Here is a 23,409-nt window from a genome sequence, read left to right on the forward strand (position 1 = left end):
AGCATTTATGAAAATCATATTAAATATTTAATTAATTAATTCTTTTTTTGAAAATATGATATTCTTCATCTTATTCTCAATATTTCTTACTTTAGCTTCAACATCTGTTGTATATGCAGAAGAATATGTGGTTGATATTCCATTTGGAGCCTATAATCCTGAATTGAATACACCTGCTGATACGTGGTATGATCCTCCTCAGATGTCTATTCTTGTTGGTGATACCATTATTTGGTATAATGATGACAAAGAAGGTCACACAGTTACTAGTGGAGAAGGTTCCGGTCGATTTGGATGGATGAGTGATAATTTTGGAACCCCTGACGATTATTTTAACAGTGGCAGATTTATGCCAGGTGAATCATGGTCATACACGTTTGAAGACTCTGGTGTTTTTCCATATTATTGTACTATTCATCCTTGGATGGAAGGTGTAATAGTTGTGGAAAAATTAATTCCAGATTTTCCACATGATGCTACTGGTGCAAAAGTAGAATTTCCACTTTTACAATATACTCCAGATTTAGATATAGAAGTTAATCTGTCATGGGAACCTCCAATTATTAAAACTCATGAAAAAATTCAGTTTGTATATCAATTCTATGATCCTCAAACAAATTCAAATCTTGCAGCAATGAAATATAATTTTATAATATTCCAAAATGGTAAAGAAATTTTTCGAGATGATGGACTGAGTCAGATAGGTGGTGATTATAGAAATTTCATTTTTAGTAATTCTGGTTCAATTATAATAAGAATAGAAGGAATTCACACTACTTCAATGTTTGCTGAAGAAAGTGTAACCGTAAAAGGAGATGTTAAAGATAAAGAACAAAGATCAGTTGATTTTACTTCAGTAGTATATGACAACCCAGAAAAAATTACTCATGAAGCTTATCATATAAAACCAGCTCAGAGACTTACAACCTATTATGAATTAATGATAATTATTATTCTTGTTCCTGCGATATTATTCCTTTTTGCATTTTTTTGGATAATAAAAAAACCAAAACTATCAAACAACAAACCTGGTGCAGTTAAACTCTAAAAATAATAAAAAGAAATTAAAATTGATTGAATTAATCTAATCGATTAATTCAGTCCAACCTTTGACGAAGACTGAGTTCTTGTAGAGTGGAACTGGTTGTCCAACAGTAAAGTCCATTGGTCTCATCCAAAAAATTGCTTTTGTTGGGCATACACCTATGCATGCACCATCAGAAATACATCTTTCTGGATAGAAAACAAATGCTTTACCTCTCTTCCAGCCTTCAACTGGTTTTACTCTAAGGACATCTGGTCCCAATGTGGTACAGATTTCTACACATAGTGCACATCCGATACACATTTGTTCGCTGATGTCTGGAATAATTCCTACTGGCATAACAATATGATTTCTTGATTTCTTCTTAATATAATTTACCTAAAAAAATTGTCTTATAACGGCGTTTCAAATTTTATAACGGCGTTTTAGATTTTGATCGTATAAATAACCTTTCCCAATGTTTTATTTTCATTAGTTAAATTTCATATACTGTTAACCATTTTTCACACCCGACATTAAGTATAGATTATAAAATTTGATACATTGCCGAATCTATCAAAAAATTGGTCAAAACAACCAAAATCTGGTATTACTGAAAAAATTAATGATACAATCAAACCAAAGGGAGCATTAAAACCAAGAGTTCAAGAAGGAATTAGAAAATTACAATTACAAATTAAAAAATTAGATTCAATGCTTACAAGCTTAAAAGAGCGTGATGCTAAACTATTTCAAAGAATTGTAGATGCTACACAAAAACATGATGTTCAAACTAGTAAAGTTCTTGGAAATGAGCTTGCTGAAGTAAGAAAAGTTACAAAAATTTTGAGTAATGCTAGAATCGCGTTAGAACGAATTGAATTAAGATTAACTACATGTAGTGATCTTGGAGATACAGTTGTAGCAATTATACCTACAATGGGTTTGATGAAGAATCTAAAATCATCTCTAGGAAAAATAATGCCTGGAGCAGAACAAGAAATTGGTCAAATGGCAGAAATGCTTGGAGGCTTTATGACTGAAAGTTTCTCTGGAGATTCAGTATTTGGGGTAGATTCAACTACTAATTCAGAATCTGAAAGTATTTTGAAAGAAGCTGCCGCTGTAGCAGAAAACTCAGCAGGACAGATGTTTCCATCAGTTCCTACAAATAGTTATCAAGCAACTAATACCAAATTTCTATAATATCTAAATTTTTTAACCATCAATAGAATCTCTAGATTCTTTGATTTTTTTGACTCTGTTTCCTTCGCTATCAATTATTCTGTCAACCCCTACAAGTTTCTCTTGTAAAATTTTGATAGTTGAACCTACTTCATCAGCTTCAGTTTCTACTTGTAGTCTTTTTTTTGCAAGCTCCTTAATTCCTCTATTCTCTTCATCAATATATTCACTAACTTTTTGTAATTTTTCTCTAAGATTTTTAATATCAACTGATTCTTCTTCAATATCTTTTTCAAGTAGGGTTCTTTTGTCTTTGAGATTCTTTATCATCAAACCAACATAATCTATGGCTTCTTCTAATTTTGCACGTTTTCCCATTAGCTCACTAATACCAATCTCGTTTGATGACTCGACTTTAGAGCTAGAATCAATATTTTCACTTTCTTGTGTTTTTTCTTCCACCATTTCTTCATCACCATCTTTGAATTTATCAAACATTTTATGATTTTTCTTTTAAAAAGGGAATAAAAAGTTATTATGAATCTCAAAGCTGACCTTGTGAATGATTTTTATTCAATTAAAAAATGACAATTAACCTATAATATTGGATTTCTAAAATCTTGGTAGAAAGAATTGATTTTTCTCAATTTATGGTTATATTTCCAATATGACAATCTGATATTTTGACTTTTTCAGATTTTAATCCAGAATTTATAATAAAGGAATTTATCAATAAACTCTCATGATCATTTCAGTAATTTTTGCAAAAAATATTACATTATAACGATCCTTATTTGAGGCTCTGAAACATCCATTACTTTGTCATATTATTATATTTCACCAAATTTTGGGTCAAATTTACTTCTCTAATCTTTAGTATGTGATTATCTGGAAATTTACTACTATTTTCTACCATTTTTGTTATTTTTCCATCCGAGGAGTTATTCTTGTATAATATAATGTTGAACTTCGAGCCTTTCATGAAATATTTTAGTAAGAATAATTGTCTTCCTTTTTTGAAGGTTTTTCCTGCATTTTGAGCAACTTTTCTATTTTCTATTTAATAATCCTCTACAAATGAGTATGTTACAGATAATGCTGAAGCATCAATTCATGAATATAACAATAATTCCAATAAGTTTACTTTTACAATTTTATCGTATCAATAGATTGTATAAATAATAATTTAGTAATGGCAATGAAACGCCTTGTTCCTTATATGGAAAATTTCTTGAAAATTGCATAAAATACCCAAAAATTCAGTCATTTTTGGAAAAATGATGATTATAGATATTTCTACAAAAACTCCTGATTTTCTATCACTTTTTTAGGTATGAATTTTATTTGAATTTTTCATTGTACACTAATTTTTTAAAAAGTTGGCTATTTTTTTACAGAAACAGCTGTTCCGCTTTGTGTTCCGCTTTGAGGTTTCAAAATATTCCTCATTAACTAATTAGTTCTATACTAGAGCATGTCAAAACAACAATACAGGTCCGAAATGGGCATAATGGGTGATATCTTAGACGTTACCGCTGATGGCGGTCGTGGTGGAGTCATTGTATCTGCAATCTCTCGCAAAGCCAACCTATCTCACTACGCAGTACTAGACAAATGTGAGAAACTGGTAGAAGCAGGCTTAGTCGAATCCGTCAAAAATGATAGGAATAGAGTCTTTTTGATTACTGAAAAAGGACTTCAGTTTTTTCAGGAATTTAAGAGATTCCAGGGACTGGTAGAAAGCATGAATCTAAGGTATTGAGCCAATGAACCCAGAAATCGTACAAATCCATAGAAAAGAGATTCTTAGAGAAGATGGAATGCTTTTTGTAAGGACTAATGGTATCCTCGAAATAATGATTAAGACACCACTGCTAGTTGCAAGCTTAATTATCGTTGCACTCACGATGCCCATTCAGACCTCATTCAGTTCTACTCGAACTCTTGATCTTACTCTTTATTCGGATGGTTCTACCCATGTTTCATCTAAGTTAGATGTAGATCCATTAGATCCTGACTTTGAAGTTGATCTATTTGGTTCATCTATTGATAACTTTGTGGCAGTTGGTGAAAATGGATTTTTGTTATCTAGTGAAATAGTTGGTGACAAGGCAACTATTGATACTTTTGGTTCTTTCACTATTACAATTGATTATGATATTCATGACTTAATTTCAAAAGAGGGAAGAGTTTGGACTTTCTCTCTTGACTCTCCAACCGATTATTCATTGTTAATGCCACCAAACTCCATTATTGTAGGAATGACTACCCTTCCGTCAAATATGAAAATAATTAACGAACAAACCAAATTAGACCTAAGTACAGGTTTTTCAGAAATTAACTATATTTTAGATACAACCCCTACTCCAACCCCTACTCCAACCCCTACTCCAACCCCTACTCCAACCCCTACTCCAACCCCAGAACAACAATCTGTGGATATTCCAATATTTGCCTTGATTGGAGTTCCTATTGTAGTATCTGTAGCAGGAGCAATTATTATGATTAAGCGAAAACAAACAAAATCTTTACCAGTAATACAAACTGAAAATACTTTTGAACCTAGAACAAATGTTGTCTCTAATGATATTGAAACTATTTTTAGCCTAAGGCCTGACATGCGTGATGATGATAAAGAAATTGTAAAATTTATTTCTGAAAATGGAGGAGAGATCTTAGAAAGTGATCTAAGAAAAAAATTCCTACAACCGAGAACTACAATGTGGAGAGCAGTAAAACGACTAGAAAGATTAGGAGTAATTGAAACTTCTAAAAAGGATTTGCAAAATCTAATACGATTAAAGAAAAATGTGGAGGAAGAAGAATGAAGACTATCAAAACTTGTGCCTTATTGATTTTAGTTACAAGTATAGTTTTTGGAGGCATGACGAGCAATGTTTTTGCTCAAGATGATCCTGCTATTCTAAAGATTGCAAAACGTGCACAAGAACAAATTCACAATCAAATCTCTGATAATTCTTCAGATAAAATAAAAGAATTATTTGAAGAAGGCACACAAAAAGTAATTGCTCTAGAAAATGCACTTGCAAATGATGATATTAATTCTGCAAAAGAATATTTTCTCTCTGCAATGAAAATTTTTACCGAAATTTCTAGACAATCTTCATCTAATGTTACTCCTCAAGCAGAAACAACTGTTAGAAAGGATGTCAAAGATCCATCAAATGATATTCAAAGATTACAAGTATACGTTGCAAGCCTAAAAACAATTGCTAAAAAATACAATACAATAATTGATTTTTCTGAACTTGATGAATTATTCAGTCAAGCAAGAAAGGAGATAAGTGATCACCAATTTACTCTAGCATTAGAAACACTCTCTAAAATTAAAGAAAAAATTGTGGAACTAAACAAGGAACTTCGTGAGGAAGCATCAAAACAAGAATTTCAACGTGCTAAACAATATGCTAAACAATACTTGGAACAACTTGATAGATTAATTGAAAATGCTAAAAAACAGGGTATTCCTAATGAAATCATAGAACAACTTGAAACAGCCAAAGAAAATTTATCCTTGGCTAATGATAAAAATGAAATTATTGAACAAATTAGAGAAATTATATCTATTAAGGATCAGTTTGAATTAACAAAAAATGATAGACTTGAATCTAGAGTTTTACAACTAGAAAAAACCATATCTAGACTATCTCAAATAGATGGAGTAAATCTAGATGATTTAAAAGATGCTACAAATACTATTCAAATTATTAAGCGTCATTTGTACAATGGAGAATTTGAAGTATCAAATGATCTTCTAAGGGATTTAGCAAAACAATTAGAAGACATTAAAAATTCTCTTTGATAAATTATCATAAACTTCATATACATTTTCTAAACAGAATTTAGCATGGCATCAAAATCGATAATTGTTGGTGTAGGCATACCAATGATAATTGTTGGTGCATTAATGGCTTGGTTATGGGCTCCAATGGAAGGAGATTTTAAGAATCAAGTTGAGCTTATTGGTAGTACTATTGGTATCTTGGGAGTAGCATTTGTCGTTTCTGGATTATTTTATACCAAAGAACCTGTAATGCATTAAAAGTCATTGAATAAATAATGAAAAAAATTACTATTATTACTTGAAAGTCAGGTTATTTGAGATATTTACATCAATTGAAGGTGAAGGGATTCTTTATGGTACAAAGACTCTTTTTGTGAGATTTGCAGGATGTCCTTTTACTTGTTTTTATTGTGATACAAAGGAGTCACTCCCACTTGATTCTGGAACAGAATATACAATTGAAGATGCAAGCAATCTAATTGATTCTAATTTAAGAAATAACACATACAAAGTAAATTTTACTGGAGGTGATCCTCTAATTCAACATGAAGCAGTTGCATTACTTGCAAAACACATTCAAGACAAAAAAATTCACACATATCTTGAATCATCATGCTTTGATATTGATAGATTCAATCACGTTTTACCGTTCATTGATATTGTTAAAATAGAATTCAAAACAAAGGATTCTGATTTTATAGCTTCGCAATACTATGATAAATTAATTAGCCACACAATGAAATGCCTTGATTCATCTATAAAAGCAAAGAAAACAACTTATATCAAAATTGTAGTTAGTTCAAAAACTGATTTAAATGAATTTAAAGAACTAGTAAAGGATATTTTTAAAATTGTATCTAGGGATGACATTGATGGGTTTATTATTCAACCGACATACGGTATATCTGAACCATCATTAGATCTTTTGTTGAATTTATATGATTTAGTATTCCCATATTATATTGATGTTAAGGTTGTTCCTCAACTACACAAATTAATTGGCGCACCATAAAATTAACCCCTTCCTAAAAAACTGATTAGGTTCAAATACTAGAAAAATCGTCTGAAAACATTACATGGATAAGGAACGCGTAAAAAAACTTGTTAGAGAATTAATCATTGAACTAGGTGAGGATCCTACTCGTGAGGGATTGAGAGAAACTCCTGAAAGAATTGCAAATATGTACAAAGAAATCTTCGGAGGCTATGATTCTGATTCCGAGCTTTCTGTACAGTTCTCAGAAGACTCTGATGTGGTAATTGCACGTAATATTCAATTTTATTCAATGTGTGAACATCACATGCTACCCTTCTATGGAAAAATCCATATTGCCTACTCTCCCAATGGCAGAGTTTTTGGTATATCAAAACTTGTTAGACTAGTTGAAAAATATTCAAAGCGACTTCAAATTCAAGAGCGACTAACTAAGAATATCGCCGATGAGTTAAATGCTCAAGGAGTTAATGGTGTTATAGTTTTAGTAGATGCTGAACACCTTTGTATGAAAATGCGTGGTGTTAAAAATGACGCAATGCTATCGTCCTCAGCATTTAGAGGAATATATGAAAATAAAGAAGAAAAAGCAGCCATAATGACACAAATTAGAAAAAATTTGACAGATTCCTATTTTTAACCAATACTCAAAAATTAAATAATCATTATTTTTGTTTATAGATATGGGAGCAAACCCTTACATTCACGTTCCAAAGGAATCTTGGCCGAACTGGACATGGTATGCAATTGAGTGCATAATTGTTATTGCAATATCTATGATTACATCAAGTAAAATAACTGATTCTATTGAAGGACTTACTCCGGAAATTCAAAATTATGTGTTCATGGGAATTGTTGGATTGATCTTCTTAACTTGGTATGTTGGCATTAGGAGCTTTATCCTAAAAAAGAAAATTCTGAGGAATAGTTACTAAAATTATTTCAGATATTTTGTTTTATCTATGATTCCAGCTTTTTTGAATGCACTTATTCTATTATTACAAGATTCACAAACTCCACAGTGATATTTTTTATTAGAATAACAACTCCAAGTTTTGAAAATTGAATCTCCCAAAACCTTTACACCTGATCTTAGTAAATCACTTTTTGACAATCCCTGACGGTATGGTGACCAAATCTCAATACTTTTTCGTAATTTTGAGTTAATACCATCAATCTCTCCTTGATTAAATGCTGATTGCAGTTTTTTTGCAAATACTGGTCTACAATCAGGATAATGACTATCTCCAGTATGTGCACCATATACAACTAATGAAGCATCAAGTGTAAAAGCCCACGCTGATGCTATTGATAAAAAAACCGCATTTCTAATTGGTACTACAATTGAATAATCAAATTTTGTAGGAATCTTTCTTTTTGTACTTGTTAAAACATTTGAATTACCATACAAATCTTTCATAAATCCAATATCTATAATTTTATGTTGTTTTAGACCAAGTTTTTTTGCAAATGATTTTGCAGCTAAAATCTCTCTATTTGCCTTTTGACCATATGAAAATGTAATTCCATATAACTCATATTTTGGTTTCAAAAATGAAACTGCACAAATAGAGTCCACTCCTCCACTAAAAACAATGACAGCTTTTTTCATTATTTTTCCAATTTATTTTCTTTTATCTGCTCTGCTCCGTTGCTAGGTTTACATATTATTGTTTGACATTTTATACCTGCAGATGCAAACCCCTTTGACATGGCTATGTTAATTTTTTTCAAATTAGCAGAACTTTTTGAAAATGCAATTACTGAAGGCCCTGCCCCACTTATTGTAACACCTAATGCCCCTGCTTTTAAGGTATTTTCTTTGACTTTAAGAAATCCTGGGATCATATGCTGTCTTGCTGGTTCAACTATTACATCTTTAATTGAATTCCCAATCAACTCTGGATCTTTTCTCATAAAGCCTACAACAATTCCAGCAGCATTTGATATGTTCAAAATACTATCAATTAGATTAATTTTTTTTGGAATTACACCTCTTGATACCTTTGTTTTCTTTTTTGGAACATCAAGTTTTGGAACTGCAATACACATTCTGAGATTACTTGGTGGTTCTATTCTAATAACATCTAAAGGGTTTGTTTTTACAATTACAAAACCTCCTAATACGGAGGCTGCAACATTATCATAATGAATAGATCCTGCACTTGCTTTTTCTCCAGATCCTGCAAATTCTACTAAGGAATTTCCATCAAGTTTTAATCTAAATAACTTATCAAATGCAACTGCAGTCGCTGATGCTGATGCTGCACTACTACCCATTCCAAACCCAGCAGGAATTCCCTTTTTGATTTTAATTTCAACACCATCTTTTATTTTGAATTCTTTCTTCATGTTTTTCACAACTAATCCAGCTGTATTGTTTTCAGGATTTATGGGAATATTGTCATCAGTTACTATTGTAATTCCATTCTTTGTTTTAGTTAGAGTGACTATATCATAAAATGCATCTATTGCTAATCCAAACACATCAAATCCTGGACCTAGATTTGCAGTAGATGATGGTGCTTTAACTGTAATTTTTGATACCATTTAATCTTCTACTTCCTCACCCAAATTAAGAATTCTGCTTAGAGCACCTTCAAGATTAACAAAACCTTCACCTGTAACATTAGATATAGGAATTAGTCCTTGTGCAAATCCACCCAAGTTTAAACCTCGTAAGATATTTGTAGTCAATGAAAAAGTATCGCCATCAGTATCTTTAGCGATGGCATTTTCTAATGTCCTCATGTTTGTTGACCACTCTAAAATATTTTTTAATTTATTCCCAATAAGATCTGTTTTCGTTAAGACATTAATTGCAGGCAAGTTCAAACGTAATCTTATTGATGTAGCAAGAAGTGCAATTGAAACAAAATTTACTGGCGTTGTGATTAACGCACCATCAAAAATAAAAATACTTGTCTTCTCTTCTGCTGAAAGATTCTCTACAACAAAACGTCCACTTGAACGATATGCAAATAATTCAATTTGGCCAGGAGTATCAACAATCAGATAATCTGGATTCACTCTATCTATTTGATTTTGAATATCATCTATCTTTGATGCAATCAAATCATTTGCCATTATCATAGCACCATTTGGACCAAGTTCATACTGTTGCATTATAGATACATAGTCTACATAATCTCTAACATCTACATCACATGTGTAGGGTAAATTATCAACTCCTGGATCTAAATTCAAGATAGCAGCAAACGCACCATTCTTTGTGTAATATTCATGTAACTTTGATGTGAGTAATGTTTTTCCTGAACCTGCAGTACCAGAAATAAAAATTGATTTCAATCCATTTGATTTTCTTGATTTGCTTATATTTCAAACTAGCTTGATTACCATACTTTATTCTTAATTTTTTTAAATTGGTATTAAACAATCAAATAAAACTCCATTTGATTTATGATTCAAAATATTTTAGAAAAGGAAGATAATATCAAAAAATTTGGTTAGTCAATTATTCCAAGATCGAATTTTTTTAAACTTTGTTAGAATCATTATTTGATAAAATCAAGATAAAACTGCAAAATTAACATAAAAACATCAATTAAATCAATTTTGCATTGTCCAATTTCAGGCGTGGATTTTTGATGACTAGAAATTTACTCAACTTTCATATTTGATTCCTCAAAAAAATTATTAATGAATTGGAGACTAATAGCTATCCCTGTTACCTTAATTCCAATTTTCCTTATTGCAATCCAATTTGACATTAAACCTGAAGATGTTTTAGCTATAGGATTCTTTCCATTTGCTGGCGCAGTTGTTGCAATGATGATTAAATTGGGCCTTCAAGGAATTAAATTTGCATACATTGCAAGAAAATATCTTGGTAACTTTGATTCCTTTTTCAAATTAGTTGGTGTCAGGGTAGGAAGTGAATTCATTAAATTTACAACTCCCATGTTTGTTGGAGCAGAGTTTGTTGTAATCTATTATTTACACAAAAAAGGAATTAACCCTGCAAAGGCTGCATGGATTGCAATAATGGATATTGTCACTGAAGTATTTGCTGCAGGTTTGCTATCTATCATGGCAGGAATTATTGCATTGCTAAATGGTGCATACGTAGTTGGAGCTGTTATTTTAGCTACCAGCATTATTATCACATCTTTATGGATGATAATGTTCTTCCTTTCTTCTAAACATACGTTCCAAGTTCCGAACGTTTTAGCACATCTTGTAAAAAGATTTGGAAAAGAAAAGGGCAATAAAGTCATTGATAAAACAAACACTTGGATGAAAGAAGTATGCTCTATGAGTAGAGAAAATCTAAAAACACCTGAATCTAAAAAAATCTTTACTATTTCATTTGTATTTTCTCTTGCTTCTTGGTCATTTTATGGAATTTCTTTTATGATTATTGCAATAGGTACTGGATTTGTAATTAATTCATTTGATTCTATTATGGCAGTTATGGGTGCAAATGCAATTGGAAACTTACCAATTACGATCGGTGGTTCTGGCTTGGCGGAATTTGGAATTGTTGCATATTTGAATAATTTGGATCCTTTTGCATTTGAAATTTCAGAAGATGTAGTTGCTTGGGATGCAGTTATTGGCTGGAGAATTGCTACCTATTACATCCCAATTGTTTTTACTTGGCTACTTTTAGTAAAATTAGCCTTGAGTAAAATATCAAATACAAAAGATACATAGAAAGCACTTTATCTTTAAATGATTTTTTTTTACTTATGGATTTTAAAAATAAAGTAGTTCTAATTACTGGTGCATCATCTGGAATTGGCAAAGATACAACAATCGAATTTGCAAAAAAAGGTGCTAACATAGTCTTAGTTGCAAGAACAAAAGACAAGCTTGAACAAGTTGCAAGCGAATTAAAAAAATTTCCTGTTTTGACACTAGTTTGCCAATGTGATGTTTCAAAAAAAGATCAAGTAAATGAAATGTCAAAAAAAGTTCTAGATAAATTTGGCCATATTGATATCTTGGTAAATAACGCTGGATTTGCAATCTATGGCTCTGTTTCTGATCTTTCTATAGATGACATTGAATCTCAGATGGAAACAAATTATTTTGGAATGATTTACTGCATTAAGAATTTTCTTCCAGTGATGCTAAACAGAAAGTCTGGACACATAGTTAATGTAGCATCTGTTGCAGCAAGTTTTGGTTTACCGGGAATTGCCTCATACTGCGCATCAAAATTTGCGATGCTTGGATTTTCAGAGGGTCTTAAACACGAGCTAAAAAATACTGGTGTGGGAGTTACTGTTGTCAGTCCAATTATGGTAAGAAGCAATTTTTTTGATCATGATTCTTTTGCTAAAATGCCAAAATATTCTCCCACATCACTTAATTCTAAAACAGTTGCCCAAGCAATTCTGAAGGCAGCTAATTCTCCAAGACTGGAAATTATAGTTCCGTCTGTAGTGAGAGGTGCAGTATGGATTAAAAACACATTTCCCTATTTTATCAATCCTATCTTAGGAATGTCTTTTAAAAAATATCTAAATTCTACAAAATAAGAATATTTTATTCTTCTAAATCATTATCTACAGATTCATTAGAGCCAACATCTAACAATTCAAGTGATTTTAATTCAAATTGATATATTGCATTCATATCGATTTCTTTTTCCTTTTCTAGAAATTCTGAAACTTTTTTGCTTAATGGAGCTTTATGTTGATCAAAAGTAAATTCATAGACAATTCCTTTTTCTAAGCTACCTATCTTGATCTTTTTTGATAAATCCATTGTTACTATGTGTCGTCCATCTTCCACAGGCTCATACAGTTGTGCATCAATTTTGTTATCACTTTCATATATCTCTAAAATATACCCTGTCTTTACCATCTCTTGAGGCTTTTTGAATTTTGCATTTTGGATTTCGTCAGTTACCCAATCGGGAATATCATCTTCTTTCTTTTTTACCATATTGTAAATCCCCTCTAATTCTCTGCTTTTTCTTTTTTACTTTTTGACCACCATTCAAGATAGTCATCATGCTTGTCATCACGTGTTCTCTCTCTTTGATTTAACTTAAATTTAATATCTGAAATTTCTTCGCGTGTTGCATATAACCCACAACGCTTACAAATGAAATGCCTTCTATTCTTTTCGTCCATTTTCATTGGAATATCGATCTCATCAAATAACTTAAACAAAGCATCCCTGTTTCTCTCCTCTTCTGGGAAATCTGCTTCATACTTTGCTTCAATTTTCTTTTTCTCTCGTGATGTACATTCTGGACAGTTAGGCACTATCATTTTAGCTAAATTTTTTCCATAAAAGCGTTCCCACATTCTAAACTGATCGATATTATCTGACACGCGGATTTTTTCATCATCCCTTGCGGTCCGTTCGCCCATCGAAATCCCGCGTGCCAGATACAAAAAATCTTCAAAATAATGTATTATCTCTTTTCTTCTAAGGCTTGAGAGGCTATCTTTGCTGAATTTTCTGCCCCATTAGGAATAAAATTCATTGAAAATTCGCGTAATTTTTCTTCAAATTCTTCATAATTTTCTTTAATTTTGGATATGGCTTGAATAACTTGATTTGTTTTGATTGTTAATACACCAAGATTTCTATCTTCAGCCCATTTTATGTTGTTTGTATGTTCATCATAAATGGGTATTCCAATTATTGGCTTTCTTTTTCCTCCAATTATTTCACCCATTGTAGTATGAGAACCATTAATAACTGCATATTTGCATAAATCTAAAACTGTATCTTTTTCTTGTTCTGATAGAAAACCAACATCAATTTGTATCCAATCAATATTTTTTTCCAATGCTTCTGATACTGAGTATTTTTTACCATTCTTTCCTAAAACAGAATCAATACTGGGATCATTTTTTGCATGTGAGATAATTCTTTGCTCGTTATTCATCTCATCTTTAATAAATACTTCTTCATATCTCTGACCAGTGCCATCATTAGTAGACTTATTTCCAGTCCTCATCCAATATCCAAATTCATTATCTTGAATTAATTTTTCAAGATCAGAAATATTTTCTTTTTTAATTTCCTTGTTATTTGTAAAATGTCCTACGTATGTTATCTTTTCTTTTACTTCGTCTGTGAAATTCAAATTATATTCACACATTGTGTATGGCGGTGGAGAATCTGCAACAAGAATTTTTGATGCTTTAGCGATTTGTTTTGCAATAAAAATTAATGATGGATAAAGATACGATCTTGAATTATATAATTTTGGTTTAAATTGATTTGTTACAAATAAACTAGGAATATTACGATTTTTTGCAAGAATGTTTGATCCCATATCTCCATCATTAATTACTAAATCAAATTTTTCTTTATTGTATAGTTTTTTTTCCTCTCTCAAATAGTTTATAATTTGACTAATCAATGATGGATTTTTAGCAATTGGAAATAACAAATTAAGTAATGACATTGAAACACTTGGACCAAATTTTCCATCTATTGGTGTTGGCATCAAAATTTCATGAATGTTCTCTTTTTGATCTGGAAATTTTTTTAATAATTTTTCATATACATGATCCTTACTTGAAAAATGAACCTCAAATTTTTCTTTAATATGATCGCCTAGTACTTCATTTAGCCTCATCATTCGTGAATAGTGACCACTTCCCCACGGATAGATGAATTCTCCTATTTTGAACACAATATGAAACCAAATATTCCTGCTTAAATTTTCAATGATTCTCCAACGAATCCAAAATATCATGTATGTTGTTAGGTCCCAGTATGACTGAAATCTTTTTCTTTGTTTTTATTGCTAATTCAACATCTTTTTTTGGAAAAGTAGGAATAGCATTAGAGAGCATACTTACCATTTTTTCTATTTTTTTCATATTTCTTTCTAATCCTATCTCTTTTACATCATCAAATAAATTGGAATCTACTCCGGCTAGTGGAATCAGAGGAATTTTTTTTTTTTTAAACACACGCATCAACGAGCTATCGATAAATTCTGAAGAAAATATCAATGGTGACAAAGCTAGTGATACGCGTGTATCTGGATATTGTAACATTATCTCTAATACAGAATTTACAAATATCAAATAATTTCTAATTCCATTTGGTTTTATTTTTAGATGCAAAAATTCCAAATCTATTTCATTTTGTACAAGTATTGGAATGATTTGATTAATTATTTTGGCAAGATTCATCAGTTCTGATTTTTGTCTATAACAAACTATGATCTTTGTGTCATAACCTTGCTTAATTGTCTCAAAACAGGAAACTGCAGAAATTTCGTCATATATTGCACAAATTGCTTTTTTATTTTGTGATTTATATGGAATTCCCCCCCTACCTTTATCAGAAAAAATACTGATGTATGCATTATTCTTTGTTAGATATGTATAAAGTAGTTTATCATAATTCTTATCTGTTCCTGGAGTTGCTCCAAGGTTTGATTTTTTTTCTATAATATTTGATGTTGCTGCAATTTCAACATCTTTTGTTACAAATCCTTTTGAGGTTCCTTCCACTCTTACCAAAAATTTTTCTCCCTTTAGTAAGAGATTACCTCCAACAAATGTAATCTCTGAAACGATATCTTGAAAATCGTTTTTAATCTGCCTTGCAATTGCTATTTTTTCAATCCCAAAGAGTAAACTGATAGCAGATGAGGCAAACACAGGATCATTTGCATCAACTAAAATCACACCATCATCGAATTTAACTGATTTGAATTCCTGATTTTTTATTTTGAGAATTTTTTTAATGTTTAAAATTAACCTTGAAATTTTATTTTTTGAAAATATGGTTGGAAAAACTACAACATATGATATTTCCTTCACATTTTTACTTTCAAATCCACTTGTTTATAATTTAGGATTAAATTTCGGGTAATCAATATAAAACAATCACTGTAATTGAAAATGTGCCAAAATTCACGCAAGAACAAGTAGATGATCTTAACTCAAAAATAAAAACAACTCAAGAAGCACTTGAATGGGTATCTAATAACCTTCATCCCAAGGTTGCAAAAGCATCAAGTTTTGGTGCAGAAGATGCAGTTGTAATGGATATTATGCTAAAGATCAATCCAAAATTTAGATTCTTCACGCTAGACACAGGACGACTTCCACAAGAAACCTATGATATCATAGATGTTGTAAGAAAAAAATACAATATTTCAATTGAAGTCTTATTTCCAGATGCAAATGAAGTCAAAAAAATGGTTAATCAAAAAGGAATGAATCTCTTCTATGACAGTATAGAGAATAGAAAACTGTGTTGTGATATTCGTAAAGTAAAACCAATGACTCAAATGCTCAGTACACTAGATGGCTGGATTACTGGATTAAGACGTGATCAGACCAAAAATCGAGAAAATGTAAAGATTTTTCAGCTAGATCATGGACATGGTAAAATTTTAAAGATTAACCCAATAATCGATTGGACATGGGATCAGATTCAAGAATATATTAAAAAAAATAATCTTCCGTACAACAGCTTACTTGACAAAGGATATCCAAGTATCGGATGTGAGCCTTGTACACGTGCAATAAAGCCTGGAGAGGATATTCGAGCAGGAAGATGGTGGTGGGAGCAAGGAGGCAATAAAGAATGTGGCCTTCATATAGAACCCTAAATACAGGAATTGATATGTCTGAAAATCATTCAATCAAACCACACGGTGGAATTCTAATTAATAGAATCAACAAAGTAAATTCTACAGGATTATTTTCAATTACAATTAGCGAAGATCTTGCAAATGATGTTGAAAACATTGCAGATGGAATATTTAGCCCTTTAGAGGGATTTTTAGGAAAACAAGACTATGAAAGCGTAATTTCACGTGGAAGATTGGAAAATGATCTGGCCTGGACCATTCCGATAATACTTGATGTTGATAAACAAACTGCATCAAAAATGAAAGAATCTGGAGATGTATTATTAAAAAATCCACAAGGAATTGGAGTTGCAGTGTTACACGTTGAGGAAACATATTCTTTTGATAAAGAAAAAACCACTCAAGGAGTCTATGGAACTACTGATCCCTCACATCCAGGCGTTGCAAAGACAATGTCAATGAATGACTATCTAGTGGGTGGAAAGATTGATTATATTCAAAAACCAAATGCAAGTGAACTTCGAAAAAATAGGTTAACTCCATTACAAACTAGAGAGGCATTTGCAAAAGCTGGATGGAAGACAATCTGTGCATTTCAAACCAGAAATCCCCCACATGTTGCGCATGAAATGCTTCAAAAGACATCAATTACAACACGTGATGGAATATTTGTAAATCCAATTATTGGAAAGAAAAAGTCTGGGGATTTTGTTGATGAAGTAATTATAAAATGCTATGAAACCATGATAAAACTATACTATCCAGAAAATAGATGTATTCTTGGAACCTTACAAACTGAGATGAAATATGCCGGACCAAAAGAAGCAATTCATCACGCTATCATGAGACAAAACTATGGATGTACACATATCATTATTGGACGAGATCATGCGGGTGTTGGAAAATTCTATGATCCATTTGCGGCACAAAAAATATTTGATGACTATCCAGAGTTAGAGATTGCCCCGGTATTCTTCCCAGCATTCTTTTATTGCAAAAAATGTCTTACCTATACTACTCCTAAAGCATGTCCACATAGTGATGATGTTAAAGAGCAAATCAGTGGAACTGCACTTAGAGAGATGATTCAAAACGGTAAGACGCCTTCTCAATTCATTTTAAGACCCGAAGTAGCCAAAGTGATCTTAGATCATCCAAAACCTTTTGTTGATTAGATTTTTATTCAATCAGATTTGTCTTAGCTCGTGAAGTATCTGTTTTTACTAGTTTTATTTGCAGGATTTTTCATATCTCCTGCATTTGCCCAAGAACTTACCAATCCATCACTAATTATTAATACAATAGAAATTACTTCAGATGAATTTAACAGACTTTTAAGAGATTCACCGATTGTAATGCTTGATGATGTTCATGCTATTAGCTGGCAAGTCACCATTGATAATAATCTATTTTATGCAAATCCAAACGGAAATGCAGTTCTAAGACTTTATGATAAAACCACTCATGATGAATTCATTGAAGTTGGAATGGGTTCCCAACCCAACCACAAGTTTTGGGTTGCAGTTCAAACTCCAAAAGAAGGATATGTTGTAGTCCACAAAGACTTAGACAGAGGTTGGTATCCACAGGCAAAATCTATCATATCCTTTACTGACAGAGCAGGATTGACAGTAAATAACGGAGCTAGAATTGTAGTTACTAATCTGGATATTGGTGAATTTGCAATTGATTCCTATTCAGTATATGGTAAAGAGGGCTCTACTGATCCACCAGCAGTAAGTTCTGGAAGCATGATTATTGAAATACTATCTGGTGATCCTGCAAAGAATACATTTGCGTTATTCCCATTTTACATAGCTGCAGGAATTGGAATTATAGTTGGAGTGTTGTTTCTAACTAAGAAGCGATCCTGATTTAATTTTTAATCTAAAGATGAAATTAGATTCTCTGATTCTGTATCTAAAAAAATCTTTTGTCCATTTTGAGCAGATAAAAATTCCTCTTCAGAAACTATTACAAGGGGAATATTAGCTAATGCACAACCAGTAGTTACAGTGAGGTCAGCTTTTTTACAGATCATTGCAAATGGTGCGGTATTATTTGATTTGATTGAATAAATGGTATATGCACCAACACTACTACCTACACCGGAAGGAAATACTAGAATTGAGTCTTTGATTGATTTTTCAAATAAATCATGACTCTTATCATTAATAATTCCAGTTTTTTTATCAACAGTTCCCAAAAAATTAATTGGCATTTCTGATTTCAAAATAATTCCTTCAGCTGTACCTTTAACAAGAATTTTTCTCATTTTGTTTCATCTTTAATTATCTGTGATAATGATTTTAAATTTACACCAACACCGTTAGAATTTTTCAAGTAAAATGCACCTTTGATACTATTTGTTGTAACTGAATCCACATTATCTCTGTTGATTAATGGTGTTAAACATGTACAACAATCTGAAAGAATTTCACATCCGGCACGTTCTAGTTCATTTACATACCCAATTTTTTTTGCTTGATCTTTAACTATCCTAGGAGTAAAGATCATACATCTTTTTTTAAATGAACGCCCTTTAAGTTTTAAAGTAAGATCTGAAACTTCATCTAATCCTAATTGAGGACTTCCAAGAGTAATGATGTCACCTTTTTCTGTTGTGTTTAATTCATTATAGATATCTCTCATCTCTTTTTCATCAAAATCTATTTTTTCAGAATCAGGATTTCCTTCTCCAAAAAGGAATTTGGCACAAATTCCAGAAGTTCCCATCCCTCCACACATAGCCTTACATTGACGATTATCCATCCTTTTTAATCCTGATATATTTACAGAAACATCTCCCACTTTACCTGCAAAGAAACCTAGCATTCCATATGTTAACTCATTTGGATTATCTACTTTCATTCTAATTGTAAGATTTGATGAATCATCTTTTCGTAAAGAAGAGTATGGACTTTTACCAGTTAATGCACTTGCAAGAGCACTAAATGCACTTTCCTTATTTGTTTTGAGATTATCATATGAATTTGCATGAATCGCAGCATTACTTTCTGCAAATGCAACCTGTGTACCATCATTTGGTATGTCAAATATCTCATAAGGAATACACGAAAATGATGGAATAACTCCAATTTTTTCATAAGAATTTTTTATTGAGATCTGTTTTGAAATAAAGTTTGCATCTAGATTATAATTTGATACGTTATCTATATCAAATCCCATTGGATTCAAAGTTGTTTTTACCTTAACCTTGGCATTCTTGCTGATTCCGGATAGAAATTCTTCCCCTGCATCACCAATTGTGTTATAATTAACACCTGATAAATGGGCCCATTCTATTGGAATAAGTTTTTCTGCATCTGTTGCTTCACCTGTTGCAACTAAAATTCTGTATGCCATCTGCATAATCTCTCCGTGTTCACCTTTTAGTGCTAATTCTTCATCTCTTGTTAACTCCAATGGAATTCTTATGTATTACAGATATAATACTTGTACGTAGGATATCATACTAACATGAAAAAAATTCTTTGTGGAATGATAGATACTATGAATTCTGTAAAACCACCAAGAATGACTGCGTTACGAGAACTTCATGAAGTAGAAACTGGAGGTCCATTTAGTATTCTTATTGGAACTATTTTATCTGCACGAACAAAAGATGAAAGCACTACCAAAGTATGCAAAGTTTTATTCTCAAAATATAAAAATGCAAAATCTTTGGCAAATGCTAAGATAAAAGATATTGAAAAAATTATAAAATCAATAGGTTTCTATCACGTAAAATCTAAAAGAATTATTGAGGTAGCAAAGATTATTGATTCCCAGTATGGTGGAATTGTACCTAATGACTTAGAAACTCTAGTTAAATTACCTGGTGTAGGTCGAAAGACTGCTAACTGTGTATTAGTATATGCTTTTGAACAGCCTGCAATTCCCGTTGACATTCATGTTCATAGAATCTCCAATAGATTAGGACTAGTTGAAACTAAAACCCCTGAAGAAACAGAACAGGAACTGATGAAAAAAATTCAAAAAAAATATTGGATCGAAATTAATGATACATTTGTAATGTATGGACAAAATATTTGCAAACCTATCTCTCCAATGTGTAAAGTATGTAAAATTAAAAAAAATTGTAAATATTACAAGTCAAAAAATATTTGAAAAAATAAAAATACTAGTTATAATTGTTTTAAAATACTTAATCCTTTTTTAATGATTGTCAATTTTACAGAAAGACTATCTATATCTATTATTCATGTAACATTATTATTTTGAGAGCGTTTCTCAAGTAATACAAGATATTATAATATTTGTAGTAAATGTTCCAGCAATACAATTAGATCATAAATCTGTTGTATTTACAAAATTAGCATTGAATATTTCTGAATCAATGTAATGATGGTTATAGATTTATCAATTAAGATTAATGAGTGATCAGAAGAAACATCATTCAACAATAGATAAAATATTAACTCTTATTTCAATAGATACGACTGTAGTGTTTACTGAATCTTCAGCTTCTTCCATTTTAAAGTTAGAAATGTTATGAGCAACTTACTAACCCAGATAACTTTGTTGTAAAAAATATCATTTGATAGCATGATGATTATACTAAAATTTCTCATCCAAGTTCTAATTTTATGATTCTAATTTAATTTTCAATATAAAAGGAAAATATGAGTTTATTTTTCAGTATCTGATAAAAATATCTACCAAGAATAAATTTGGTTACATATTGAACACCAGACAATTTTTCTTGCATTCTATGATTGAGTTGTCTAGGCATAAAATTTGTTATAAATTAATATTCATTTGTTTCTTGGTAGATGTGAAACAGACTTGATTCAAAAAAACCCTCAGGTTTCAATTATTCTGCCTACATATAATGAATCTAAAAACATAATTGACATTTTAAAACTAATTGATAGAAATATTCCAAAAGGAATCTTAACTGAAACGATCGTAATTGATGATAATTCACCTGATGGAACTGGAAAAATTGTTGAGGACTATGTTTCTAGTATTAAAAAAATTGCAGAAAATACCATTGATGTGATTCACAGAAAAGCAAAAAATGGACTTTCATCTGCAATTTTAAATGGAATACAAAATGCTAAAGGCGAAACAATTGTTGTAATGGATTCAGACTTCTCACATCCTCCACAAATTATCCCTAAAATGATTGAAGCCTTCAAACAGTATCAATGTGATCTAGTTGTAGCCTCAAGATACATTACAGGAGGAAGTATTAGAGGTTGGACAGCTAAAAGAAAACTAATGAGCAAAATTGCAACAATCATTGCAAAGAAAGGATTAGGAGTTAAAACAAAAGATCCAATGTCAGGATTCTTTGCATTTAAGAAAAATATTATTAAAGAATTAAATTTTGATGCACTTGGATACAAATTTCTATTAGAAATTCTTGTAAAAACAAAAGGAATCAGCATTAAAGAAATTCCTTATACCTTTGAAAATAGAAAATTTGGATCTAGCAAATTAGATACTAAAACTGTAATTGATTATATTAAATCTGTATGGAAATTATACAAGAATGAAAAAATAAAAACAACAAATGAAAAACGTACTTCAGTTCGTGTTCTTTCAAAGGCTGGAAGATTTTTTAGTGTTGGTGCATCTGGATTTCTTGTCAACTATGTTGTTACAATGCTCTTGACATCTGGATTATCTGAATTATGGTATTTACATGCAAATATCTTTGGAATACTTGCATCAATATCTACCAATTTTATCTTAAACAAAATTTGGACTTTTGAAGATAGAGACTTTTCAAGAAAAAAAATTTTATCTCAGTACGGTAAATTTGGTTTATTTAGTTCATTGGGTGCATTAATCCAGCTTGGAATGGTGTTTTGGTTAGTTGATTCTTATGATATTGCATATCCATTAGCCCTAATTTCAGCAATAACAGCTGCCGCATTTAGCAACTTTGTATTGAACAAAAAACTTACTTTCAAAGAAAAACTTTGGAATTAATGATTTATTGATAAACAAATTTTCTATGAAATTATTACAGTTATAGCAACATGTATGATTTAGATAATTATTGGCTTTTAACTATTGAATATGCCAAAACTGAATTACTTTGTGTTATAGTATAAAATAATCTGATAGAACATTAAAGTTTGAAAAATAAATTAATTCTTATCTATCATTTCTTTATTTTTAAAAAAATTAAAACAAAAAGAATGAACTTCGCCTTTTCCTGACTACTCAAAGGAAGTAGAGGATTGTGACGAAAGTCCAGTTGAAGATGGTACAGATGGAAATTTATCTCCAATCTGTTGCTCAGCTACTGCAGATGCTTCTTGAAGAATCTTATCGGTTTCTTCACTTGAAGCAGCAGACTCCATACTAAATGAGTCGCCTGCAAGAGAATCCATCATAAGTCCATTAAGTGTCTGGGTCATGCTATTCAATTCTGAATCTGCTTCTGGCATGAATCTTCCTAGTGATGACTTCAATCCCTTCATTGTAGACATCGCTGGTCCAATTGCTACCATAGCATCACCAAGATCATGAATAGTTGTCAGTCTTAGTTGGACTTGCTCTAATGACATTCTTGCATTGCCGAGCATCTTTGTAACTTTACGAATTTCAGCTAATTCGTTAGACAAAACTCTACTTGTGCTAGTATCATGTTGCTGCATTGCAGTCACGACTCTCTTAAAGAGTTGCGCATCTCTTTCGTGCAGTTTACCTAACATAGAGTCCATTTTTGAGATTTGGACTTGTAGTTTGTTAACTGCCGTTTGAATTCGTGGTTTTAATGCACCTTGAGGCTTTACTGCTTCACGGAGTTTGCCAGTTACGCCTTGAGTCTCCTGATGAGCCCAAGTCTTGTTGAAGTTTGGCATGAT

General features: G+C 31.4%; 28 protein-coding genes. 16 read left to right on the forward strand and 12 right to left on the reverse strand.

Annotated features, from left to right (window positions below; all coding sequences use genetic code 11):
• The first annotated feature begins 55 nt into the window (after positions 1 to 55).
• Positions 56 to 1,048 (forward strand): plastocyanin/azurin family copper-binding protein, encoded by a 993-nt coding sequence (locus OEM44_02625; GenBank protein ID MDH3515696.1) that lies wholly within the window; start codon positions 56 to 58, stop codon positions 1,046 to 1,048.
• Between the two features lie 36 nt (positions 1,049 to 1,084).
• Here OEM44_02625 and OEM44_02630 read toward each other — a convergent pair whose 3' ends face one another.
• Positions 1,085 to 1,384: a 4Fe-4S binding protein gene (locus OEM44_02630; GenBank protein MDH3515697.1), complete on the reverse strand. Its 300-nt coding sequence runs from the start codon at positions 1,382 to 1,384 to the stop codon at positions 1,085 to 1,087.
• A 204-nt stretch (positions 1,385 to 1,588) separates the two neighbouring features.
• On the opposite strand from OEM44_02630, the gene OEM44_02635 reads away from it, so the two are divergent.
• Entirely contained in the window at positions 1,589 to 2,230 is a 642-nt protein-coding gene (locus OEM44_02635; protein ID MDH3515698.1) for a Snf7 family protein, read from the forward strand.
• A 12-nt stretch (positions 2,231 to 2,242) separates the two neighbouring features.
• Here OEM44_02635 and OEM44_02640 read toward each other — a convergent pair whose 3' ends face one another.
• Entirely contained in the window at positions 2,243 to 2,707 is a 465-nt protein-coding gene (locus tag OEM44_02640; GenBank protein MDH3515699.1) for a transcriptional regulator, read from the reverse strand.
• Positions 2,708 to 3,683: 976 nt separating this feature from the next.
• Between OEM44_02640 and OEM44_02645 the strand changes: the two genes are divergently transcribed.
• The 7 genes from OEM44_02645 to OEM44_02675 all read left to right on the forward strand — a co-directional run bounded on the left by OEM44_02645 (position 3,684) and on the right by OEM44_02675 (position 7,943).
• On the forward strand, positions 3,684 to 3,971 hold the full coding sequence (locus tag OEM44_02645; protein ID MDH3515700.1) for a MarR family transcriptional regulator: 288 nt from the start codon (positions 3,684 to 3,686) through the stop codon (positions 3,969 to 3,971).
• 4 nt (positions 3,972 to 3,975) lie between these two features.
• On the forward strand, positions 3,976 to 5,037 hold the full coding sequence (locus OEM44_02650) for a MarR family transcriptional regulator (GenBank protein MDH3515701.1): 1,062 nt from the start codon (positions 3,976 to 3,978) through the stop codon (positions 5,035 to 5,037).
• Positions 5,034 to 6,032, forward strand: a complete 999-nt coding sequence (locus tag OEM44_02655; GenBank protein MDH3515702.1) for a hypothetical protein — start codon at positions 5,034 to 5,036, stop codon at positions 6,030 to 6,032. Before OEM44_02650 ends, OEM44_02655 begins: the two co-directional genes overlap by 4 nt.
• 45 nt (positions 6,033 to 6,077) lie before the next feature.
• The gene (locus OEM44_02660; GenBank protein MDH3515703.1) at positions 6,078 to 6,272 is read left to right on the forward strand and encodes a ceramidase; all 195 of its coding nucleotides are present in this window, start codon (positions 6,078 to 6,080) and stop codon (positions 6,270 to 6,272) included.
• Between the two features lie 40 nt (positions 6,273 to 6,312).
• Positions 6,313 to 7,026, forward strand: a complete 714-nt coding sequence (locus OEM44_02665; GenBank protein MDH3515704.1) for a 7-carboxy-7-deazaguanine synthase QueE — start codon at positions 6,313 to 6,315, stop codon at positions 7,024 to 7,026.
• Positions 7,027 to 7,090: 64 nt separating this feature from the next.
• Positions 7,091 to 7,648: a GTP cyclohydrolase I FolE gene (gene folE / locus OEM44_02670; protein MDH3515705.1), complete on the forward strand. Its 558-nt coding sequence runs from the start codon at positions 7,091 to 7,093 to the stop codon at positions 7,646 to 7,648.
• Positions 7,649 to 7,691: 43 nt separating this feature from the next.
• Positions 7,692 to 7,943 carry a hypothetical protein gene (locus tag OEM44_02675; GenBank protein ID MDH3515706.1) on the forward strand — a complete coding sequence of 84 codons (252 nt, stop codon included), beginning with the start codon at positions 7,692 to 7,694 and terminating at the stop codon, positions 7,941 to 7,943.
• A 2-nt stretch (positions 7,944 to 7,945) separates the two neighbouring features.
• On the opposite strand, the gene OEM44_02680 is transcribed toward OEM44_02675, so the two are convergent.
• Genes OEM44_02680 through OEM44_02690 form a run of 3 tightly spaced genes read right to left on the reverse strand, consistent with a single transcriptional unit; the run spans position 7,946 to position 10,317 of the window.
• Positions 7,946 to 8,620 (reverse strand): 7-cyano-7-deazaguanine synthase, encoded by a 675-nt coding sequence (locus OEM44_02680; protein MDH3515707.1) that lies wholly within the window; start codon positions 8,618 to 8,620, stop codon positions 7,946 to 7,948.
• Positions 8,620 to 9,558, reverse strand: a complete 939-nt coding sequence (locus tag OEM44_02685) for a homoserine kinase (protein ID MDH3515708.1) — start codon at positions 9,556 to 9,558, stop codon at positions 8,620 to 8,622. Before OEM44_02685 ends, OEM44_02680 begins: the two co-directional genes overlap by 1 nt.
• On the reverse strand, positions 9,559 to 10,317 hold the full coding sequence (locus OEM44_02690) for an ATP/GTP-binding protein (GenBank protein ID MDH3515709.1): 759 nt from the start codon (positions 10,315 to 10,317) through the stop codon (positions 9,559 to 9,561).
• A 351-nt stretch (positions 10,318 to 10,668) separates the two neighbouring features.
• On the opposite strand from OEM44_02690, the gene OEM44_02695 reads away from it, so the two are divergent.
• Both OEM44_02695 and OEM44_02700 read left to right on the forward strand, forming a co-directional pair.
• The gene (locus OEM44_02695; protein ID MDH3515710.1) at positions 10,669 to 11,685 is read left to right on the forward strand and encodes a flippase-like domain-containing protein; all 1,017 of its coding nucleotides are present in this window, start codon (positions 10,669 to 10,671) and stop codon (positions 11,683 to 11,685) included.
• A gap of 35 nt (positions 11,686 to 11,720) precedes the next feature.
• Positions 11,721 to 12,515: an SDR family NAD(P)-dependent oxidoreductase gene (locus tag OEM44_02700; protein ID MDH3515711.1), complete on the forward strand. Its 795-nt coding sequence runs from the start codon at positions 11,721 to 11,723 to the stop codon at positions 12,513 to 12,515.
• Positions 12,516 to 12,522: 7 nt separating this feature from the next.
• On the opposite strand, the gene OEM44_02705 is transcribed toward OEM44_02700, so the two are convergent.
• From OEM44_02705 to OEM44_02720, 4 genes are read right to left on the reverse strand one after another with little or no spacing between them, the layout of a single operon-like run.
• Complete coding sequence (locus OEM44_02705) at positions 12,523 to 12,924, reverse strand: hypothetical protein (GenBank protein ID MDH3515712.1); 402 nt, start codon at positions 12,922 to 12,924, stop codon at positions 12,523 to 12,525.
• A gap of 14 nt (positions 12,925 to 12,938) precedes the next feature.
• Positions 12,939 to 13,358: a hypothetical protein gene (locus OEM44_02710; GenBank protein ID MDH3515713.1), complete on the reverse strand. Its 420-nt coding sequence runs from the start codon at positions 13,356 to 13,358 to the stop codon at positions 12,939 to 12,941.
• A gap of 44 nt (positions 13,359 to 13,402) precedes the next feature.
• Positions 13,403 to 14,638, reverse strand: coding sequence for a glycosyltransferase (locus tag OEM44_02715; protein ID MDH3515714.1), 1,236 nt, complete (start codon positions 14,636 to 14,638; stop codon positions 13,403 to 13,405).
• A 31-nt stretch (positions 14,639 to 14,669) separates the two neighbouring features.
• Positions 14,670 to 15,782, reverse strand: coding sequence for a THUMP domain-containing protein (locus OEM44_02720; GenBank protein MDH3515715.1), 1,113 nt, complete (start codon positions 15,780 to 15,782; stop codon positions 14,670 to 14,672).
• Between the two features lie 83 nt (positions 15,783 to 15,865).
• Here OEM44_02720 and OEM44_02725 point away from each other — a divergent pair, with 83 nt between their 5' ends.
• From OEM44_02725 to OEM44_02735, 3 genes are read left to right on the forward strand one after another with little or no spacing between them, the layout of a single operon-like run.
• Positions 15,866 to 16,579 (forward strand): phosphoadenylyl-sulfate reductase, encoded by a 714-nt coding sequence (locus tag OEM44_02725; GenBank protein MDH3515716.1) that lies wholly within the window; start codon positions 15,866 to 15,868, stop codon positions 16,577 to 16,579.
• Between the two features lie 14 nt (positions 16,580 to 16,593).
• Entirely contained in the window at positions 16,594 to 17,736 is a 1,143-nt protein-coding gene (sat, locus tag OEM44_02730; GenBank protein ID MDH3515717.1) for a sulfate adenylyltransferase, read from the forward strand.
• Between the two features lie 30 nt (positions 17,737 to 17,766).
• Positions 17,767 to 18,435 (forward strand): hypothetical protein, encoded by a 669-nt coding sequence (locus tag OEM44_02735; GenBank protein MDH3515718.1) that lies wholly within the window; start codon positions 17,767 to 17,769, stop codon positions 18,433 to 18,435.
• Positions 18,436 to 18,443: 8 nt separating this feature from the next.
• On the opposite strand, the gene OEM44_02740 is transcribed toward OEM44_02735, so the two are convergent.
• Positions 18,444 to 18,836: a DUF126 domain-containing protein gene (locus OEM44_02740; protein ID MDH3515719.1), complete on the reverse strand. Its 393-nt coding sequence runs from the start codon at positions 18,834 to 18,836 to the stop codon at positions 18,444 to 18,446.
• Positions 18,833 to 19,987, reverse strand: a complete 1,155-nt coding sequence (locus OEM44_02745; GenBank protein MDH3515720.1) for an aconitase X catalytic domain-containing protein — start codon at positions 19,985 to 19,987, stop codon at positions 18,833 to 18,835. The genes OEM44_02740 and OEM44_02745 overlap by 4 nt, the downstream gene beginning before the upstream one ends.
• Positions 19,988 to 20,041: 54 nt before the next feature.
• On the opposite strand from OEM44_02745, the gene OEM44_02750 reads away from it, so the two are divergent.
• Positions 20,042 to 20,692, forward strand: a complete 651-nt coding sequence (locus OEM44_02750; protein ID MDH3515721.1) for an endonuclease III — start codon at positions 20,042 to 20,044, stop codon at positions 20,690 to 20,692.
• A 651-nt stretch (positions 20,693 to 21,343) separates the two neighbouring features.
• Positions 21,344 to 22,525 carry a glycosyltransferase family 2 protein gene (locus tag OEM44_02755; protein ID MDH3515722.1) on the forward strand — a complete coding sequence of 394 codons (1,182 nt, stop codon included), beginning with the start codon at positions 21,344 to 21,346 and terminating at the stop codon, positions 22,523 to 22,525.
• A 233-nt stretch (positions 22,526 to 22,758) separates the two neighbouring features.
• Here OEM44_02755 and OEM44_02760 read toward each other — a convergent pair whose 3' ends face one another.
• Positions 22,759 to 23,406 carry a Snf7 family protein gene (locus OEM44_02760; GenBank protein MDH3515723.1) on the reverse strand — a complete coding sequence of 216 codons (648 nt, stop codon included), beginning with the start codon at positions 23,404 to 23,406 and terminating at the stop codon, positions 22,759 to 22,761.
• Positions 23,407 to 23,409 lie beyond the last annotated feature (3 nt).

The organism is Nitrosopumilus sp. (assembly GCA_029862745.1).
GTDB lineage: Archaea > Thermoproteota > Nitrososphaeria > Nitrososphaerales > Nitrosopumilaceae > Nitrosopumilus.

Bases quoted from the DNA above. Each gene is read 5' to 3' on its own strand.
- OEM44_02625 (MDH3515696.1), top strand. From the start codon at position 56: ATGATATTCTTCATCTTATTCTCAATATTTCTTACTTTAGCTTCAACA.
- OEM44_02630 (MDH3515697.1), bottom strand. From the start codon at position 1,384: ATGCCAGTAGGAATTATTCCAGACATCAGCGAACAAATGTGTATCGGA.
- OEM44_02640 (MDH3515699.1), bottom strand. From the start codon at position 2,707: ATGTTTGATAAATTCAAAGATGGTGATGAAGAAATGGTGGAAGAAAAA.
- OEM44_02645 (MDH3515700.1), top strand. From the start codon at position 3,684: ATGTCAAAACAACAATACAGGTCCGAAATGGGCATAATGGGTGATATC.
- OEM44_02650 (MDH3515701.1), top strand. From the start codon at position 3,976: ATGAACCCAGAAATCGTACAAATCCATAGAAAAGAGATTCTTAGAGAA.
- OEM44_02655 (MDH3515702.1), top strand. From the start codon at position 5,034: ATGAAGACTATCAAAACTTGTGCCTTATTGATTTTAGTTACAAGTATA.
- OEM44_02660 (MDH3515703.1), top strand. From the start codon at position 6,078: ATGGCATCAAAATCGATAATTGTTGGTGTAGGCATACCAATGATAATT.
- folE (MDH3515705.1), top strand. From the start codon at position 7,091: ATGGATAAGGAACGCGTAAAAAAACTTGTTAGAGAATTAATCATTGAA.
- OEM44_02675 (MDH3515706.1), top strand. From the start codon at position 7,692: ATGGGAGCAAACCCTTACATTCACGTTCCAAAGGAATCTTGGCCGAAC.
- OEM44_02680 (MDH3515707.1), bottom strand. From the start codon at position 8,620: ATGAAAAAAGCTGTCATTGTTTTTAGTGGAGGAGTGGACTCTATTTGT.
- OEM44_02685 (MDH3515708.1), bottom strand. From the start codon at position 9,558: ATGGTATCAAAAATTACAGTTAAAGCACCATCATCTACTGCAAATCTA.
- OEM44_02695 (MDH3515710.1), top strand. From the start codon at position 10,669: ATGAATTGGAGACTAATAGCTATCCCTGTTACCTTAATTCCAATTTTC.
- OEM44_02700 (MDH3515711.1), top strand. From the start codon at position 11,721: ATGGATTTTAAAAATAAAGTAGTTCTAATTACTGGTGCATCATCTGGA.
- OEM44_02705 (MDH3515712.1), bottom strand. From the start codon at position 12,924: ATGGTAAAAAAGAAAGAAGATGATATTCCCGATTGGGTAACTGACGAA.
- OEM44_02710 (MDH3515713.1), bottom strand. From the start codon at position 13,358: ATGGGCGAACGGACCGCAAGGGATGATGAAAAAATCCGCGTGTCAGAT.
- sat (MDH3515717.1), top strand. From the start codon at position 16,594: ATGTCTGAAAATCATTCAATCAAACCACACGGTGGAATTCTAATTAAT.
- OEM44_02740 (MDH3515719.1), bottom strand. From the start codon at position 18,836: ATGAGAAAAATTCTTGTTAAAGGTACAGCTGAAGGAATTATTTTGAAA.
- OEM44_02750 (MDH3515721.1), top strand. From the start codon at position 20,042: ATGAAAAAAATTCTTTGTGGAATGATAGATACTATGAATTCTGTAAAA.
- OEM44_02760 (MDH3515723.1), bottom strand. From the start codon at position 23,406: ATGCCAAACTTCAACAAGACTTGGGCTCATCAGGAGACTCAAGGCGTA.